Source organism: Treponema rectale, from assembly GCF_014202035.1.
GTDB classification, from domain to species: Bacteria; Spirochaetota; Spirochaetia; order Treponematales; family Treponemataceae; genus Treponema_D; species Treponema_D rectale.
Genome location: NZ_JACHFR010000002.1, coordinates 423919 through 441225 on the forward strand (window position 1 = coordinate 423919; position 17307 = coordinate 441225).

The window sequence follows — 17307 nt, forward strand, 5'->3', positions numbered from 1 at the left end:
TCTCCAGAATGGTAAAAAAAATTTACCAGATTAAATCTTCAACTTTGGTATATGAATTAAAAGGATTACGGATGTTCCACTGTTCAACATCTGTAGTTAAAATTTTTGAAGGAATATCATCAAAGACTTTAACTCCACGGAACAAAACTATAAACCTGTCTGCAAGGGCAAGACATTTTTCAATTTCATGACTGAGAATGATGACGGTTTTACCCTGGGACTTTAAATCTTTTATAAGGGCGTTTACCTGCTTTACTCCGCCGTAATCAAGATTTGCATAAGGTTCATCAAGAATTATGACAGGAAGATTCATTGCAAGCATGCAGGCTACGGCAAGACGGCGCTTTTCTCCGCCAGATAAAAACCGTGCAGTAAAATCTTTTTTTTCCGTAAGTCCTGTTTTTTCTAAAGCAGTACTTACAGCCTGATTTACTTCAGGTTTTTTCCAGCCGAGATTTTTAGGACCAAAAGCAATATCTTCTGCAGGTGTTTCTCCAAGAATCTGAGTTTCCGCTTCCTGAAAAACAAGACCAACTTTTTTAACTGTATTTTTTTTATTTATAGATTCTTCAAAAATTTCTACAGAGCCGCTGTCTGCATTTTCAAGTCCGGCAATAATGGACATCATTATACTTTTACCGGAACCGTTTTCTCCACCAATAACAAGGCACTGTCCTTCGTCAAGTTCAAAAGAAACATCTTTTAAAACCTGACGGGGACCGTTTATTGTTTCAAAAGTTTTAGAAATATTTTTAATACTTAAAGCTTTCATAAGGATGACAATAATATTAACGGCGGTACTGTGCAAGAACAGGTCTGACTGCAAGTGCAACAGGAATGCATATAACGGTTTTTATGATATCACCCGGAATAAATGGAAGTACGCAGGCAGACATTGTAAATGCAAAAGCAGATTTGTCTGCAGGAACTTTAGAATTAGATAAAGCCCAGCGTGCAAAATGAATTGTTCCCGGAATGTAAAGAATAATCATACCAGCAATTATTGCCACAGAAACACGGATAACATTAACGGCGGAAAACTTTTTCTGCTGAATGTCAGGTTTTCCTGCAATAAGTCCTGCGATTATTGCTCCCAAAAGATAACCCGGAAAAAATCCGCCTGTAGGACCAAGAAGAACTGCAAAACCGCTGCTTCCTCCTGCAAATACCGGCAGTCCGATTAATCCGGCAACTATAAACAGTGCAGTTGGTGCACCGCCAAGTAAACCGCCGAGAATTGTTCCCGTAAGAATGCAGAGAGCGTTTTGTAAGACAATAGGAACAAGTCCCAGCGGAATTCTAATAACACAGCCAATACAGATAATTGCAGCAAAGAGTGCAATAATGGCAGATGTAAAAGCAACATTTTTTTTCATTTTAAAAACTCCTTTAAAGCCACAACGGCAGTTGTGCGACACGGATGTCGCAGACAGCGAATGCAGGCTTTAGAATGCATTCGCAAATGATAGAAAGTACGCAGGCGTACTTTAGTACAGGGAAGTACTTTTTATCATGCCTCCTTTTTTATATTGTTCTATTTAATTGCGCAAACATTTTTTTATCAGATTCAGTATCTGTTCCGGTTGTAGTTAAAAAATTGCCGGTTATAGTTGAATCTGCTCCGGAAGTAAATGCAGCAGAACCACCGTTTTGTAAGTATTTTCTTCCTGCAGCCAGCCGTATCTGAGCCTGAGGATTAATAAAACGGAAAATTGCAACCGTTCTTAAAATTTCTTCCGCGGATAATGGACTCTGGTTTTCTAAAGGTGTGCCTTTTACAGGTGTAAGCACATTAATCGGAATTGAATCAACAGGGATTTCAGAAAGAGAAAGAGCCATGTCTATTCTGTCGGCCATGGTTTCTCCCATTCCTATAATTCCTCCGGAACATATTCTCATACCGCATTCCTTTATGATTTTAAGGGTTTGGATTTTCATTTCATAAGAGTGAGTTGAACAGATGTTTGGAAAAAAACGTCTGGAAGTTTCTATGTTATGATGATAGGTATTTACACCAACTTTTTTTAATTCTATAAACTGCTCTTTTGTAAGAAAACCGAAAGATGCACATAAATCGATGTTTACAGTTTCGTGAATTGTTTTGTAAGCATGTACAGCTTTTTCAAATTCTTCTCCTGTTAAAGCTTTGCCGGCTGTAACAATAGAAAATCTGTGAACTCCTTCTGCGGCATCATTTTTTGCCTTTTCAACTATTTTTTCTTCCGGTAAGAATTCATATTCCGTGCAGTTTGTTTTGTTCCAGGCACTTTGAGCACAGAATTTGCAGTTTTCGCGACACCGGCCGCTTCTTCCACTGATAATGGAGCAGAGGTCTATTTTGTTTCCGCGGAGTTTTTCTCTGATAAGATCGGCACCCTGACACAGCTGTTCAAAGTTGCAGGTTTCAAAAAAAGAAAGGTCATCATTTCTGGTCAAACGCCTTCCGTTTAATATTTCTTGGGTGAGTTGGTTTATATCCATGATGAATGCAATGTATACTAAAATTAAAATATTGTAAACCTGTTTGTGTTCATAAGGTTTACAATACCCTGATGAGAATATAACTGCTGTATTTATATAGAAATAAAAGAGACGGGCGTGATAAAATAAAACCATGGCAGAAAAAATAAAGATATTTCTTCAGTTAATGATTCCTTTTCTGGGAACAGCCTTAGGTTCAGCCTGCGTATTTTTTATGCGTGGAAAGATGAACGAAAAACTTACAAAAGCCCTTCAGGGATTTGCAGGCGGTGTAATGGTTGCAGCTTCAGTCTGGAGTTCAATAATTCCGGCACTGGAACAGTCTGCCTCTTACGGAAAGCTTCAGTTTTTGCCGGCTGTCATTGGTTTCTGGGCAGGAATACTTTTTTTACTTTTTATAGATGTTATTGTTCCGCACCTTCATTTGGGAAGTGAAGAAGCTGAAGGTCCGAAGAGCCATCTTAAAAAAACAACAATGCTTATGCTTGCAGTTACGATTCACAATCTGCCGGAGGGAATGGCTGTGGGTGTAGTTTATGCAGGCTATCTTGCCGGGAACAGCGGAATAACGGCAATGGGTGCATTAAGTCTTGCCCTTGGAATTGCAATACAGAATTTTCCTGAAGGGGCAATCATTTCCATGCCTTTAAACTCAGAAGGAATGAGTCGCCGCCGTTCTTTTTTATATGGAACGCTTTCCGGTATTGTTGAACCGATTGGAACTGTACTTACGATTTTACTGGCAACTTTAGTTATTCCAAGTCTGCCGTATTTTCTTGCATTTGCAGCAGGTGCAATGATGTACGTTGTTATTGAAGAATTGATTCCGGAAATGTCACAGGGCTATCATTCAAATATAGGCACGATTCTGTTTGCATTTGGCTTTACTTTGATGATGACCCTGGATGTAATGCTGGGATAAGGATTACATTAAGACTTTGCGCAGCCCGTACTCAACAATGTCTGTTGCACCGAGAGCATGAAGCTGTGGAAGAAGTGTAGGAACTTCTGATTTTTTAACGGCAATCTTTACAGCATAACCGTTTCCTCCGAACAGTGGAGAAACAGTAGGGCTTTTCATTGAAGGAATACCTTTAATAAGTCCGTCAAACTTTTCTTCGGAAACATTCATTTCGAGCATTACGCGTGAACGTGCAGCAAGAACTGTTTCAAAGAGCATCTTAAGTTCCATGATCTTCTGTTTTTTAGCAGGATCCTTAAGGGCTTCCTTAGAAGCATACATTCTTGTAGAAGATTCCATTAAAGTATCTACAATCTTAAGGCGGTTTGCTTTAAGGGAAGAACCGGTTGATGTGTTGTCAATGAGAACTTGAGCAAGTGCATCCGGAGTATCCTGAACAAAACCTTCGGAAGTTCCCCAGGTGCGGAAAATCTTGCCGTCGATTTTTTTATCAGCAATCCATTTAGAACTTAATGCCTGATATTCAGTTGCAATTGTAAGCGGCTTTTTAAGAAGGGAATCATAATCTACTGTTTCTGGAATTGCAGCAACAATGCGTACTGGATCAAAGCCAAGATCCATAATTTCTTCAACATCGTTCTGAACTCCGTTTTCGTAAACCCAGTCTTTACCGCTGAATCCTACATCTGCCTTATTCTGGGCAAGAAGGGCACTTGTAATCTGAGGCTTTACAACCTGAAATGCCAGATCGTCCTGATTTGTGATAGGAAAGTATTGTCTGTCAGGAAGGTAAAGTGTAATTCCAACGTCATTTAAAAGAGAATAAACTGATTCATAAATACGGCCTTTTGCCAGAAGTATCTTCAATTTTTCCATCGTGTTTCTCCATGTAAAAACATTTAGTGCGGAACCCAATTATATAGATGAAAATAGAATGTTTCAATGCAAAATTTGTTTTGCGGGGGTTAATTAACTTCAAATTGGTGATTTTAAAAGGTGTCAGATTAACGATTAGGTGTAATATTTTTTGATTTTACGCAATTTTTTTATAATACTGATGACTGATTTTATTTATATATGTTATATTATTTAGTTGGGTTTTCAATTTCAGGAGGTATGATGAATCAGGCAAAACGTAAAAATGGCAAACTTTTTGTTTTAATTGCCATGATTATTGCATTGACAGTAGTTGTTCTTGATGCAGTTCAGATTTTAGTTGTTTCTGTATCTGCACGTGGAGAAATCGAAAAAGATACTTTCATGCAGTACAAGGAACTTTCCAGGCAGAGTGCCCTTGTTTATGAGCATCAGATAGACAGTTATCTTTCAAAAATGGATTATTATGCAAATGCAGATATTGTACAGCAGGGTAAATCCACAGAAGAAATTGTAAAATGGATGACAAATCGCATTCATAACAGATCAGAAGTATTTGAATACATCGGTTATGTTGATAAAAACGGCGTTAACTATACCGATCACGGAGAAACTTCTAACGTTTCAGACCGTGATTATTTCCAGGCAATAATAAAGCAGGGAGCAGATAGTTACATTGATAACCCTGTTGTTGCCCGTACTACAGGAAGAACAGTCGTTCATGTCTGTAAGGCTGCCAAATATAAGGATAAGACAATCGGACTTTTCTATGGTGTAATGAATCCTGAATCAGTATCCGATGCCCTTGCAGAAATTGACCTCGGTTCCATCGGTAAGATTGTAATGTTCGGTTCAAACGGTGCTCTGGTGGGAACAAGTATTCCAACAGATTTGTATGCAAAATCTCTTGAAGCAATTAAAGAAAAGTATCCTGAATCATACAACAGTCTTTCAAGAGCGTGGGGTTCTGAAGGCGATGTAGACGGAACTATTGTAAATGAATATGGTTCAAAAGAAGTATTCTTTGCACAGTCAGTAACCGGTACTCCATGGAAACTTTTTGTTCTTCTTAATGAGGAGCGTATATTTACGACTGCAACTCTTGTAACTCAGCTTCTTATCATCGGTGGAGTCATTCTTGCCGTTATGATAGTGATTGTAGTTGGAGTTATGCTGTTCCGTTCATTAAAGCCTCTTACAGTTGTAGAAAACACAATCCGCGGAATTGCTACTGGTGATGCTGACCTTACACAGAGAATTCACATTAATACAAATAATGAAATCGGTCGTGTGGTAGACGGATTCAACCTGTTCTCTGAAAAACTTCAGGAAATCATCAAGACAATGAAGGAATCAAAGGTAGAACTTTTTGATGCAGGTGAACTTCTTCAGAATTCTACGGAAGATACTGCCGCTGCCATTACACAGATTATCAGTAACATTGAAAGTCTTGGCGGACAGGTTGGATTCCAGACAGATTCTGTACATCAGACAGCCGGTGCTGTAAATGAAATTGCCTCAAATATTGAATCCCTTAACCGTATGATTGAATCACAGAGTTCAGCTGTAACACAGGCAAGTGCAGCCGTTGAGCAGATGATCGGTAATATTAATTCGGTTAATACATCAGTTCAGAAAATGGCAGCATCCTTTAAAGACCTTGAGCAGAAAACAATTGTTGGTGTTCAGAAGCAGAATGATGTTAATGCCAGAATTGAAGAAATTGAACGTGAAAGTCAGGCCCTTCAGGAAGCAAATGCCGTTATTTCCGGTATTGCAGAACAGACAAACCTTCTTGCCATGAATGCGGCTATTGAAGCAGCTCATGCCGGTGAAGCAGGAAAGGGATTCTCAGTAGTTGCTGATGAAATCCGTAAGCTTTCTGAGGATTCAAGTTCTCAGTCACAGACAATCGGTAAGCAGCTTTCTACTATAACTGCAAGTATTGAATCAATCGTTAACGCTTCTCAGGTTGCAAGTAATGCTTTCACTGAAGTTCTTAACGGAATCAATTCAACAAATAATCTTGTTCATGAAATTACAAATGCAATGCTTGAACAGAATGAAGGTTCTAAACAGATCAGTCTTGCCCTTAACAGCATGAATGACACTTCAAATGAAGTAAAGACAGCTTCTGTAGAAATGGCTGAAGGAAACAAGGCTATTCTTGCAGAGATTAAAACTCTTCAGGAAGCAACGTTCAGCATAAAAGACGGAATGACAGAAATGTCTGCCGGAGCCCGCAAGATTAATGAAACAGGTGCGGCTCTTTCTGATCTTTCTAACCAGATGAAGGAATCCATTCTTAAGATTGGAAAAGAAGTAGATCAGTTTAAGGTTTGATGATTGTAGATAAGTAAAGTTAAGCCCCGGATAAGCAGATTGTCCGGGGCTTTTTTATTTTAAAAATTTAGAAGGAAGCGCCTAATGAAAAGTTGAAGGTAGAATATTTTTTGTTAACGTTGTATGAGTAGGTGAATCCAAGGGCTGGAAGTGCAATTTTTTCCAGATAGACATAGAATCCGAATCCCGGACCATGGCATATAGCGGCAGAATCATCATAGTCTTTGGCAAAGTCTGCTTCGTAGGAACCAAGAAGGGACATGGTTATTGCAGAAGATTTGTATACGGCCCCTTCAAGAGAAAGTCTGGCCAGGGCAAGTTCTGTAGAAACAAAATTGCCTGATATTATTTTTAGCCCGCAGTCACTGGCAGAATTTTTGTTTTCTATAGAAACTCCATGCTGGTAAGAAGTTTTTAAGTCGATAATTGAACGGATTCTTGGGGTAAAAAAGTTGTTCTGCAGAGTAAGGCTGAAAGAGGCGTTTTCAGAAAAATCATTGACTGACGAATAATCGGCCCCTCCTCTAAGGTTAAGTGATTTTGTAAGAAGAAAGTAGCCGTTCCAGTCAGAAAAGTTTGCATTAAAAGCAACAGATGTATTTATATTGTGACTGTCTTTGTATTCACAGTCCGAAAAATTGTTGTAAGAGTAGCCGATGTTTTGGCTTAAAGTACAAAAGGAATTTAGTCGTTCAGAAATTCCGCCTGAAAAAGAAAAACCAGTGTTGTAGTATTTGATTAATTCTTTGTCGCTGATATCAGTAATTGTGTGATCTGTTTTACCTGCACTTGAAAATAAAGACCATCCTAAAGAGTTGCTTTCCGGGGCGTGGGAATAGGTAAACATTCCGAAGATTCTGTCAGAAAGAATCATTCCTCCGGCAGCCAGTACATCTTTTTTTCCGAAAGCATTTGAATTCAGGATAAAGAGTCCGCCTCCGTAGTTTTTAGATGAATAGAATGCAAAAGGTAAAGGAAGTAATGTTATTTTTTCTTTAAGACTTATGTTCAGTGCAGAGGTTTTAGAATCTGTTTCTGCATTTTCATCACCTTCCGTTTCTGTAAGGGTAACTTCTATGTCAGAGAAAATTCCGTAAGTTCTAAGGGTTGTTTCTATTTCGTGAAGGTCGATTTCTTCTGAATCTTTATTTAAAAAAGTATCAAGATAAGGCTTTAAAGTTTCTGGTTTTGTTTTTTTTAAGCCGGAAATTTTATAATCTGTTATTGTTGAAGCAAAAGCCGCTGTGTACAGAAAAGAAAGAGAAAGTGCCGTAATGAATTTTTTAGTAAAGAGTGATTTCATTTTTATTTTACCGGACCTTTATTTAGAAAAATGCTGACCGCGTTCTATAAAATTCATGTGTCGCAGGGATTTTCTGGATTCTGTTTTTATTACAGATGAGGAAGGTTTGTGTTCAGGTTTCTGTTTCTGAAGCCAGACTGGTAATGCAGGATGGCTGTCTCCTTTTTTTACGTAGTTAAGCCATTCTTCCGGCTCAGGAATGTCAAAGCGCATTTTTTCTCCTGTTACAGGATGAATGAATTTAAGGCTTCTTGCATGAAGGGCCAGTCTGTGGAAAGGATCTGTTTTTGCCCTGTAGTTTTCATCTCCTGCAAGAGGATATCCTTTGTTTGATAAGTGGGCACGTATCTGGTTTTTTTTGCCGGTATCAAGTTCAAGTTCAAAAAGAGTATGGGTTGCTCCCCGTTCAATGATTTTATAATGAGTGCGGGCGGCTGTTGTTTTAGCATTATCATCTTCGCCTGGAACATAACCTACATGATGTGCATTCTGTGCAAGGTTATCATCAATAAGCCCTGAGTCCGGAAGAATTTTTTTATTGTCTTTCGGGTTTTCTGCAACTGCATGATAAAGCCGTTCGGTAACCATTGTGTGCCATGTAGCCATGATTTTATGCTGAACAGTTTCGTTAAGGGCAAACATCATTACACCGGAAGTGTCCCGGTCAAGCCTGTGAACAGTAAAAGGTCTGTGGTTTTTTGTCCATGTACCTTTGCTGCGCATGATTTTTTCCAGTACATCAAGAGCTGTGCGGGCTTTGCTTCCCGGATAAGGAACAGAAAGCATTCCGCTTGGTTTTAAAATTACTGCGATGTCTTTGTCTTCATAAAGAATCTGTATTTTTTCGTGGCCGTAATCAGGTTTGTGTTCACGTTTATATTGTGTGCTTGCTTTTACATGATGAAGAGTTTCTTTCATATAAGCTTCCTTCTGAGTTTTTTAAGTTTCTGTCTTGTTGTCAGGACTTGATTTTAATGAGTTTCGTAATTATAAAGAAAACGATTGAAATTATCACCAGATATATAAGTGCATAAAACTGAAGGACTGTTCTGGTGATTTCATTTTTGAAACAGATACCGAGTATTCCTGATATCAGTGTAATGGCACCGATCAGATAAAAAATAGTTCCTGTAATTTTTGAAGCGGCATTTTGCTTTGAGGAAGTTTTTAGAATCATGCCGGTTATACAGAAAATTAATCCAACTGTGATAAAAATCACGGAACCGATAATAATTTTGAGAGCCATGGAAAATAGTTTACCATAACATAAAAAAATATTAAACTTTACTATGAGGTATTTTATGAACATAAAAAAAAGTAAATTCTCACTCATCACAGGATTACTGATTCTGTGTGCAGCGACTGTTACGGTTTTTGCGGCCGGCAGTAAGAAAAATGGAAAATCAGCATCGGAAGATGTTGGTTTTAAAGTATCCAGTTTTACTCCGGAAGATGAACTGGCAGCAGATATTAAATATCCGCAGATTCAGATTCATTTTACAAAACCGGTTGTTTCCCTCAAGGAATTGGGTAAGCAGACGGCTGTCTGTGATTACGCTTCCATTGAGCCGCAGTTAAACGGTTACTGGAAATGGACAACAACAAGTACACTTTCTTTTATTTCTACAGATGAAGTGATACCTCTCAAAGTGTATACTGTTAACGTTAAAAAAGACTTAAAGGCATTGACTGGAGAAAGAATTTCTGGAACAACAACGTTCAGTTTTCATTCAGAAAATTTAAGGATTATTGCCCTTCATCCTGGTTATACAGAAGTATCTTCAGGTCTGTATGTGGATAATTCGAGAGTACCGCTTAAGCAGGCAAAAGATGTTGGTGTTCTTTTTAATACAAAAGTAAATGTTGACGTTATAAAAAAGTATCTTAAAGTTTCGAATTACGGAGATGATATTCCTTTTGATATCAAGGCCGGCAATATTGACAGTGAAGTTGTTCTTGCATTAAAGAAAGATCTTGAGGAAGATTCAACAGTAAGAGTAACTTTACCCCGCGGTTCTGTAAATGAAGAGGGAAATGCTCCTACAAAAGAAGACTGCTCTCTTTCATTTAATACGATACCTAGCTTCAGAGTTACGGACTGTTATCTGGACAGATATGCTTCAAATTATTCCAATCCTGTAGTTGTTGTATTTAATACACCGCTTAAGGCAGATTCAGAAGCAGAAATTGCAAAACATATTTCAACTTCCCTGGAAGGATTTACTGTAAAAAAAGAAAATGTATCCCTCAGCGGAGCACGCGTTATCCTTTCTAACTTTCCTGTAAAATATAATTCAACTTATACCCTTACAATTGACATGTCTATTAGAGATGTTTATGGAAGGTCATTGGGAAGAGACTACGAAAAAGAGATAGAGATTCCAAGTGCAAGAAGCTATGCGGCATTTAAGGATTATGGCAGTAAAATTCTTGAATCGCAGTTTACTCCAAAAATTGCATTTGAACATCAGAACATAAAATCCGGTTCAGAATATTCGGTTCAGGCTATTGCAGATAATCAGGGTAAATCTCCTAAGGATTCAAGTGTACGTAAAACTGAGCTTGATCCTGAAAAAATACCTCAGGATACAACTATTATTGAAGCAGTAGATCTTACAAACTCACTTGTAAAAGTCGGTAAGGAATATCGCGGAGCTGTAAAGTTCCTTGCAAGTATGGAATATGAATATAGATATTATGACTGGTGGAATGAATATTATTCTACAAGAACATCAACTAATAAAAATAATATCTATGTTCAGGTAACTGATCTTGGTGTTACAGTTCGCTACGGATATGATACGGCAGCAGTCCTTGTTTCCAGTCTTAAAACTGGAGAAACAATAAAGGATGCAACTGTAAATGCTTATCTTATTGATTCATATTATGCTTCATCTGAAGATATAATTGCTTCAACAAGCCACTATGATAAGATAGCAACCGGTACTACGGATAAAAACGGATTTGTTCACCTTAATTTTTCTTCACCTGTAAGTTCTTATAACCGTCGTCTCTACATCGAAGCAAAAACAAAAGATGACCGCGTTATATTTGATCCTAATACAACAAGCATGTGGCGCTATGGTGTAGATTCTTATTCTCCTTCCAGAGCTGCAGAGTCCAGAAAAGTAACATTTATGTTTACAGACCGTGGACTTTATAAACCGGGAGAAAAAGTTTCGTTTAAAGTAATAGACCGTACTCTTTCCGGTGGAGAATATTCCGTTCCGTCAAACAGAGATTTTACTATCCAGCTTAAGGAAAATTCATACTGGAGCGAAAGTACATATTATGAAGAAAGCGGACGTCTTGATTCAAACGGATGTACTCATGGAACTTTTGTTCTTCCAGATGATATTGAGCCTGGTTATTACAGTCTTTCTTACAGAAATGGTGGAGAAAGCTCAAGCTGTACAGTTCAGGTGCAGTATTTTGAGCGTCTTCGTTTTGAAGTAAAGGCAAGTGCACCGGCAATTACATATTATAAAGGTGATGAAGTTAACGTTGATGTTCTTGCCCAGTATCTTGGCGGCGGAAGCATGAGCGGAGCTTCATATTCAGCAGGATGGTCTTGTGAACCTGTATATTATCGTCCGGCTGGAAAGAGATTTGAAAACATGACATTCGGTACACGTCAGTATTATGACGGTCGTACTTCTCTTAACAGAGATTCCGGTGTTCTTGGTGCAGACGGAAGAGCCAGTCTCTCTCAGAAAACAGGCGGAGAAAAAATACTTGGTGTTCCGTACAACTATCGTGCAGAAATTGAAGTAATGGATTCCGGTAATCAGGCTATCAGTTCTTCAACTTCTGTTATAGTTCATCCGGCCCGCTATTATCTTGGTCTTGAAAGACTGAATTCCGGCGGATTCCCTAAGAAGGGTACAGAAGTTCGCTTTACTTATGCGTGTGTAACTCCTGAAGGAGAAACTCCGTCAGCAGCAGCTCTTCCTCCAAAGAAGAAGGATGCTCTCCGTATAGAACTGCTTCGTGAAACCTGGAAGGAAGTTCAGCAGGTATCATGGAACGGACAGATTAATACCCGTTATGAAAGAGAATACGTAACTGAAATAGACAGAAAAGAAACTCTTAGCGGAAGTTCTGTTCCTACAGAGTTTAAGTTTGTTCCACCGAAGGGCGGTTATTATACCCTCCGCATTTCTTCAACAGACTCAGCAGGAAACCCTGTTATTACTGAACGTTCATTCTACGTAACAGGCGGAGACTGGTACTGGTTCAGTTATGATAATTCTCAGGAACTTTCACTTACACCGGACAAGAATGAATATGAAGCAGGAGAAAAAGCTCAGCTTCTTCTTCAGAGTCCTCTTGAAAAGGGAACTTACATGGTAACCGTTGAGCGTGAAGGTATTTTTGAAGAAAAAGTAATTACACTTAACGAAAGTTCATCAGTTATTGATATTGATATTAAAGATCAATATGTACCTGTTATTTATGTAGCAGTATCTTCATATTCTGTCCGCAAAGGAATGCCGAAGAATGATTACAATACTCCGGATATAGATAAACCGAAGCCGTATTTTGGTATTGCAACCCTTATGGTAAGTACTAAGAGCCGCAGCTTTGATCTTGAAATAACTGCTGATAAAAAATCATATCTTCCAGGTGAAAAGGCAACGTTAAAAGTACGTGCTACAAAGAATGGAAAGCCTGTTTCCGGTGCAGATATTACCTTGATGGCGGTAGACCGTGGTGTTGTAGACCTGATTAATTATCATGTACCTGATCCGCTTAAGTATTTCTATAGTGAATACAGATTCCCTCTTTGTGTTTACGGAGGCGATAACCGTGAATATCTTATGGATCCTGTAACTTATGAAATCAAAAACCTTGTAGGTGGTGACGCAGACGGTAAGTATTCAGACCGTAAGAATTTTGATCCGACTGCATTGTTTGAAACGATGATGACGGATAAAGACGGTAATGCAAGCTGTACGTTTACTTTGCCGGATACTCTTACTGCATATAGAATTACTGCTGTAGGTGTATCAACAGATAATTTCTCAATTAAAGAATCTCAGATGGATGTAGCAAATCCAATTTCTGTCCGCCATGTTCTTCCAAGAAAACTTCGCCTTGATGACGTAAGTGAAGTTGGTGCAGTAGTTTCTAATCTTTGTGATACTGATGAAGATGTAGAAATTGCAGTAACCCTTTATGAAGGAACAGAAAAGACAGGAAAAGTTAAGTCTGAAAACGGTGTAATGAGAGTTCCTGGACGTGCAGAAGTAATTGATAATCCTTCAAAGACAATTTCTGTAAAATCAGGAACAACGTTGCCTCTTATGTTTAATATTCATGCGATTAAAAACGGCTGGATTACAGTTGAGCTTACCGTTACAAGCAGTAAGGTAAACGAAAGAGTATATCTGCCGCTTGAAATCGAAAAGCCGTACATCTTTGAAACAGTTACATCTATTGGTTCTGTTACAGGAGACGGAAAGAAAGCTAAGAAGGAAATGATACAGCTTCCTGCTGTGGAAGACGGAGTCGGAACTTTCTATGTTCAGCTTGATCCTACAAGACTTGGTATGCTTCATGAAGCTGTAAACTATGTATTCCGCTATCCGTATGGATGTATGGAACAGCGTTCAAGTAAAGTATTCCCGTTGATTGCATTTGGTGACTATATCGATGTCTTCAATCTTAAGAGTGAGGTTGCTGATCCTGTAGAAGTTGCCGTAAATGAAATTAATTCATGGGAAAACGTTCAGCTTTCTGATGGTGGTTTCCCATACTGGCCTTCGGGAACATATTCTAATTCTTATGTAAGTGCCCGCATTGGTGAAATACTTGCCATTGCAAAACAGAAGGGAATTAAGTTTACAAAGAAGATAGATCTTGATGATCTTGCATCATATCTTATCAGTGTTGCAGGAAGAGATTTCTCTAATGATAATTATTCGACAGCAGCATATGAATATTATGTAGCATCACTTCTCGGAAAGACACCATCTGCTTCAAATCTTGCTGCTATAGAAAAGAATACAGACGGATATATGTCTTCTATGTGTCTTGTTGCACTTACATATGATAAGCTTGGCATGACTGCAAAACGTGATGCACTTGTAAAGAAGATTCGTAACAGAATCACATTTACATCAAGAGGTGCAGAAGTCAAGTCTAAGGATTATGATTACTGGTGGTCAGATACTATAGAAAACTATACATATCCGCTTCAGATGTTCTCAAAGATTTCTCCGGATGATGAAGTAAATGATCATCTTATTTTTGAAGTTCTTAAGATGCAGAGTTCTAAGGGATACTGGAGTTCAACAATGACAACTGTTCGTGTAATGGTTGCCGTTAATCAGTATATTCTTGGACGTAACCTTAAGAATCTGGACTTTAAGGCAGTTGCATATCTTAATGATAAGCCGGTTCTTTCCGGAGAATTCAAAGGACTGGGTGCAGAAGCTGTTGACCGCCGCGTAAAGTTCAGTGACATTTCAAAAGAAGATAATGTTGAGATTCCTGTAGAATTCAGGAAGAGCGGTACTGGAAATCTTTATTATACTATTTCCATGAAGTACGCTATTCCGCCGGAAAAACAGGTTGCCCGTGATGAAGGTATCTGTGTTTACTCAGAAATCTATGACGTAAAGACAGGTGAACTTGTTACGGATGATAATCTTGTTGAAGGAAATGTTTACAAAGAAAAAGTTTACGTTTCATCAACGAACCATCTTGAATATGTAGCTATGCGTGTTCCGGTTCCGGCTGGATGTGAAATATTAAATGCTGCATTTGCTACAACCGGCAGTCAGTATAATTCACGCAATTATGACGATGATTACTACTGGTATGACTATGATAAAAACTGGCTTTCTAACAGAGAAATATTTGATTCGGAAGTTCAGTACTTCTGGGATTATTTCAGACCTGTAGAAACTACAGTTGAGTTTATGTTCCGTGCAACGAGATCCGGTACATACAATACGCCATGTATTACGGCAGAATGTATGTATGAAGAAGAAATTCTTGGCCGCTCAAACGGTAAGGTATGGAATATTTCTAAATGAAGCCAAAGGTTATCTTTGACAGAATAATGCAGGTTAAATTGCCCCGGGCTGTAAAAATTATTTTTGCAGTTGCAGGGGGAATCGCCATAGCGGCGGTTCTTTTTAACCTGGCATTGTATTTGATTCCTTATCCCGGACTTGATGAATTCATGCACCGGCAGTACAGTACCCGTTTCTATGACAGGGACGGAAAGCTTCTGCAGGTGCTGGCTCTTGATGAAGGAATGCACCGGGAATACTATCCTTTTGAAAAATATCCTCACGAATTAGTTAAAGAATTTATAGCCCAGGAAGATAAGAATTTTTATTCTCATAATGGTGTTGATTTAGTTTCTGTTGTAAGGGCAATGATTCAGAATAAAAAAGCCGGAACGGTTGTAAGCGGTGCTTCTACCATTACAATGCAGCTGGTAAGAATCATAAGTCCCCGTACAGAAAAAGTTACTTTGGGGCAGAAGTTTATAGAAGCTTTTAAGGCATATCATCTGGAAAAACAGCTTTCTAAAAAACAGATTCTTGAACTGTATTTAAATAATGTGCCTTTCGGATATCAGAATGAAGGAGCTGCAAGTGCGTCAAGAAGTTTTTATGGAGTTGCTCCGGAACAGTTGACTCCATCACAGATAAAAGAACTTGCTAAAATTCCACGAAGGCCTTCTGATTATAAACCGGAAAAGCTTTATGAATATCCGTATGAAATACCTCACTATATAAATCATCTTGTGGGTGAATATAAAGCCCGGGGTGAAATTATTCCTCCGGAACTTCATCTTTCTATCGACAGTCTTCTTGCAAAGAAAGTTATTTCCAGCATAAATGCCCAGCTTCATAAATATGAAGATGCCCGCATTCATAATGGAGCCGCTTATGTAATCAACAACCGTACTGGAGAAACGGTTTTATGGATCGGCAACAGTGATTTTTATGATGAAGAACATTCCGGTCAGATAGACGGTGTTATGGTAAAAAACCAGCCCGGTAGTTCCATGAAACCGTTTTTATATGCCCTTGCTCTGGAAAAAGGCTTCTCTCCAAATTCAATTTTACCGGACATCCAGCAGGATTTTGGTGGAAGCGGGGTTTATGTTCCGCTGAATTTTAATAATAAGTTTAACGGTCCTGTAAGGTTCAGGGTGGCTTTAGCATCAAGCCTTAATGTTCCGGCGGTATATCTTCTTTATCATCTTGGGGTTGATACTTACATGAGGACGCTGCATGACCTGGGCTATGAGTCTCTGGAAGGTACGCGGGACAGTACGGGACTTTCTCTTGCCCTTGGTTCCAGTGAAGTTACACTTTACGAAATGGTAAATGCCTTTTCTGTTTTTGTGAATGACGGAAAGTTTAAGGGTAAGCAGGTTTATGATAAGAATACGGCGCGCATAATGTGTGACATTCTCAGCGATAAAAATGCCCGGGAACTTGGTTTTGGCTATGCTAAAGTATTTGATACGCCTTATCCGAGTATTTTTAAGACAGGCACGTCAAATCAGTTCCAGAATATTATAGCTCTTGGTTCTACAAGTGAATTTACTGCCGGCGTATGGATGGGAAACTTTGACGGAGAGACGGTTGTACGTAAGACGGGCAGCAGTATTCCTGCAACGGTAGTTCGCGAGATTCTTGATGCACTTACAGAGCGGTATGGCTGCAGGAAGTTTGAAGAACCGGAGAAATACGAAAAAGTAAAAGTGTGTACGCTTTCCGGTCTTTCTCCTTCAGACTGCTGCCCTTCTGTTAGTTACGAGTATGTTTTAAAAACAGCTGTACCTAATATGGAAAGATGTTCCTGGCATAATTTTGTAAACGGGCGTATTTCTGTTTCTTATCCGTCAGAATATCAGCACTGGGCATATGATCGTAATATAAACGCAGGGGAATTTTTTAATTCCGGGGAATTAGAAATAATGTTCCCTAAAAATAATGCTGTGTTTATTTATGATCCGTCAATTCCGCAGGACGTACAGAAGATTAGTGTGATTGCAGTCGGAGGAGCAGAAAGTACTGCAGAACTTTTCCTGGATGGAGTTTCTTTAGGTAAGAAATCCATGCCTTTTTCCTGGAGCATTCCTATAATTACAGGGGATCATGTTCTGGAAATAAAGTGCGGAGAAAAGACAGCTGCTGCAAAATACACGGTAAAATAAGAGTCATTCTGTTTATAAACGGGGGATGACCAATAAGTTTACTTCCTGGTGTATAGAACTAGATGTGGCGTAGCGTTCAGCATGAGTCATTGCCACACTCGCCACCCTGTCATTGCCGCACTTGATGCGGCAATCTCATGCAGGGGGATTTTCGGCTCGAGCCCGAAAATGACATTTTTTGAACTTTTTGGA

Annotated in this window: 11 protein-coding genes; 4 read left to right on the forward strand and 7 right to left on the reverse strand. The window is 38.9% G+C overall.

What is annotated here, in order from left to right; all coding sequences use genetic code 11:
- Positions 1-22 precede the first annotated feature (22 nt).
- The 3 genes from HNP77_RS06495 to bioB all read right to left on the reverse strand — a co-directional run bounded on the left by HNP77_RS06495 (position 23) and on the right by bioB (position 2436).
- Entirely contained in the window at positions 23-772 is a 750-nt protein-coding gene (locus HNP77_RS06495) for an ABC transporter ATP-binding protein (RefSeq protein ID WP_184652367.1), read from the reverse strand.
- A gap of 16 nt (positions 773-788) precedes the next feature.
- On the reverse strand, positions 789-1376 hold the full coding sequence (locus tag HNP77_RS06500; protein ID WP_184652368.1) for a biotin transporter BioY: 588 nt from the start codon (positions 1374-1376) through the stop codon (positions 789-791).
- Between the two features lie 148 nt (positions 1377-1524).
- Complete coding sequence (bioB, locus tag HNP77_RS06505; RefSeq protein WP_221266534.1) at positions 1525-2436, reverse strand: biotin synthase BioB; 912 nt, start codon at positions 2434-2436, stop codon at positions 1525-1527.
- A 178-nt stretch (positions 2437-2614) separates the two neighbouring features.
- On the opposite strand from bioB, the gene HNP77_RS06510 reads away from it, so the two are divergent.
- Positions 2615-3403 (forward strand): ZIP family metal transporter, encoded by a 789-nt coding sequence (locus HNP77_RS06510; protein ID WP_184652370.1) that lies wholly within the window; start codon positions 2615-2617, stop codon positions 3401-3403.
- A gap of 3 nt (positions 3404-3406) precedes the next feature.
- Here HNP77_RS06510 and hisG read toward each other — a convergent pair whose 3' ends face one another.
- Entirely contained in the window at positions 3407-4279 is an 873-nt protein-coding gene (gene hisG / locus HNP77_RS06515) for an ATP phosphoribosyltransferase (protein ID WP_184652371.1), read from the reverse strand.
- Between the two features lie 243 nt (positions 4280-4522).
- Here hisG and HNP77_RS06520 point away from each other — a divergent pair, with 243 nt between their 5' ends.
- Positions 4523-6622 carry a methyl-accepting chemotaxis protein gene (locus HNP77_RS06520; protein ID WP_184652372.1) on the forward strand — a complete coding sequence of 700 codons (2100 nt, stop codon included), beginning with the start codon at positions 4523-4525 and terminating at the stop codon, positions 6620-6622.
- A 67-nt stretch (positions 6623-6689) separates the two neighbouring features.
- Here HNP77_RS06520 and HNP77_RS06525 read toward each other — a convergent pair whose 3' ends face one another.
- From HNP77_RS06525 to HNP77_RS06535, 3 genes are read right to left on the reverse strand one after another with little or no spacing between them, the layout of a single operon-like run.
- Positions 6690-7925: a BamA/TamA family outer membrane protein gene (locus HNP77_RS06525; protein WP_184652373.1), complete on the reverse strand. Its 1236-nt coding sequence runs from the start codon at positions 7923-7925 to the stop codon at positions 6690-6692.
- Positions 7926-7943: 18 nt separating this feature from the next.
- Positions 7944-8843 carry an RluA family pseudouridine synthase gene (locus HNP77_RS06530; RefSeq protein ID WP_184652374.1) on the reverse strand — a complete coding sequence of 300 codons (900 nt, stop codon included), beginning with the start codon at positions 8841-8843 and terminating at the stop codon, positions 7944-7946.
- 40 nt (positions 8844-8883) lie between these two features.
- Complete coding sequence (locus tag HNP77_RS06535; RefSeq protein WP_184652375.1) at positions 8884-9171, reverse strand: hypothetical protein; 288 nt, start codon at positions 9169-9171, stop codon at positions 8884-8886.
- Between the two features lie 55 nt (positions 9172-9226).
- On the opposite strand from HNP77_RS06535, the gene HNP77_RS06540 reads away from it, so the two are divergent.
- Together HNP77_RS06540 and HNP77_RS06545 are read left to right on the forward strand one after the other, a co-directional pair.
- Complete coding sequence (locus HNP77_RS06540) at positions 9227-14968, forward strand: alpha-2-macroglobulin family protein (RefSeq protein WP_184652376.1); 5742 nt, start codon at positions 9227-9229, stop codon at positions 14966-14968.
- Positions 14965-17115 (forward strand): transglycosylase domain-containing protein, encoded by a 2151-nt coding sequence (locus tag HNP77_RS06545; RefSeq protein WP_184652377.1) that lies wholly within the window; start codon positions 14965-14967, stop codon positions 17113-17115. Before HNP77_RS06540 ends, HNP77_RS06545 begins: the two co-directional genes overlap by 4 nt.
- The last annotated feature ends 192 nt before the right edge of the window (positions 17116-17307 follow it).

Excerpts from the sequence above, each read along its gene's own strand:
- HNP77_RS06545 (WP_184652377.1), top strand. The coding sequence starts at position 14,965 with ATGAAGCCAAAGGTTATCTTTGACAGAATAATGCAGGTTAAATTGCCC.
- HNP77_RS06495 (WP_184652367.1), bottom strand. The coding sequence starts at position 772 with ATGAAAGCTTTAAGTATTAAAAATATTTCTAAAACTTTTGAAACAATA.
- HNP77_RS06510 (WP_184652370.1), top strand. The coding sequence starts at position 2,615 with ATGGCAGAAAAAATAAAGATATTTCTTCAGTTAATGATTCCTTTTCTG.
- HNP77_RS06525 (WP_184652373.1), bottom strand. The coding sequence starts at position 7,925 with ATGAAATCACTCTTTACTAAAAAATTCATTACGGCACTTTCTCTTTCT.
- HNP77_RS06535 (WP_184652375.1), bottom strand. The coding sequence starts at position 9,171 with ATGGCTCTCAAAATTATTATCGGTTCCGTGATTTTTATCACAGTTGGA.
- HNP77_RS06530 (WP_184652374.1), bottom strand. The coding sequence starts at position 8,843 with ATGAAAGAAACTCTTCATCATGTAAAAGCAAGCACACAATATAAACGT.
- HNP77_RS06500 (WP_184652368.1), bottom strand. The coding sequence starts at position 1,376 with ATGAAAAAAAATGTTGCTTTTACATCTGCCATTATTGCACTCTTTGCT.
- HNP77_RS06520 (WP_184652372.1), top strand. The coding sequence starts at position 4,523 with ATGAATCAGGCAAAACGTAAAAATGGCAAACTTTTTGTTTTAATTGCC.
- HNP77_RS06540 (WP_184652376.1), top strand. The coding sequence starts at position 9,227 with ATGAACATAAAAAAAAGTAAATTCTCACTCATCACAGGATTACTGATT.
- hisG (WP_184652371.1), bottom strand. The coding sequence starts at position 4,279 with ATGGAAAAATTGAAGATACTTCTGGCAAAAGGCCGTATTTATGAATCA.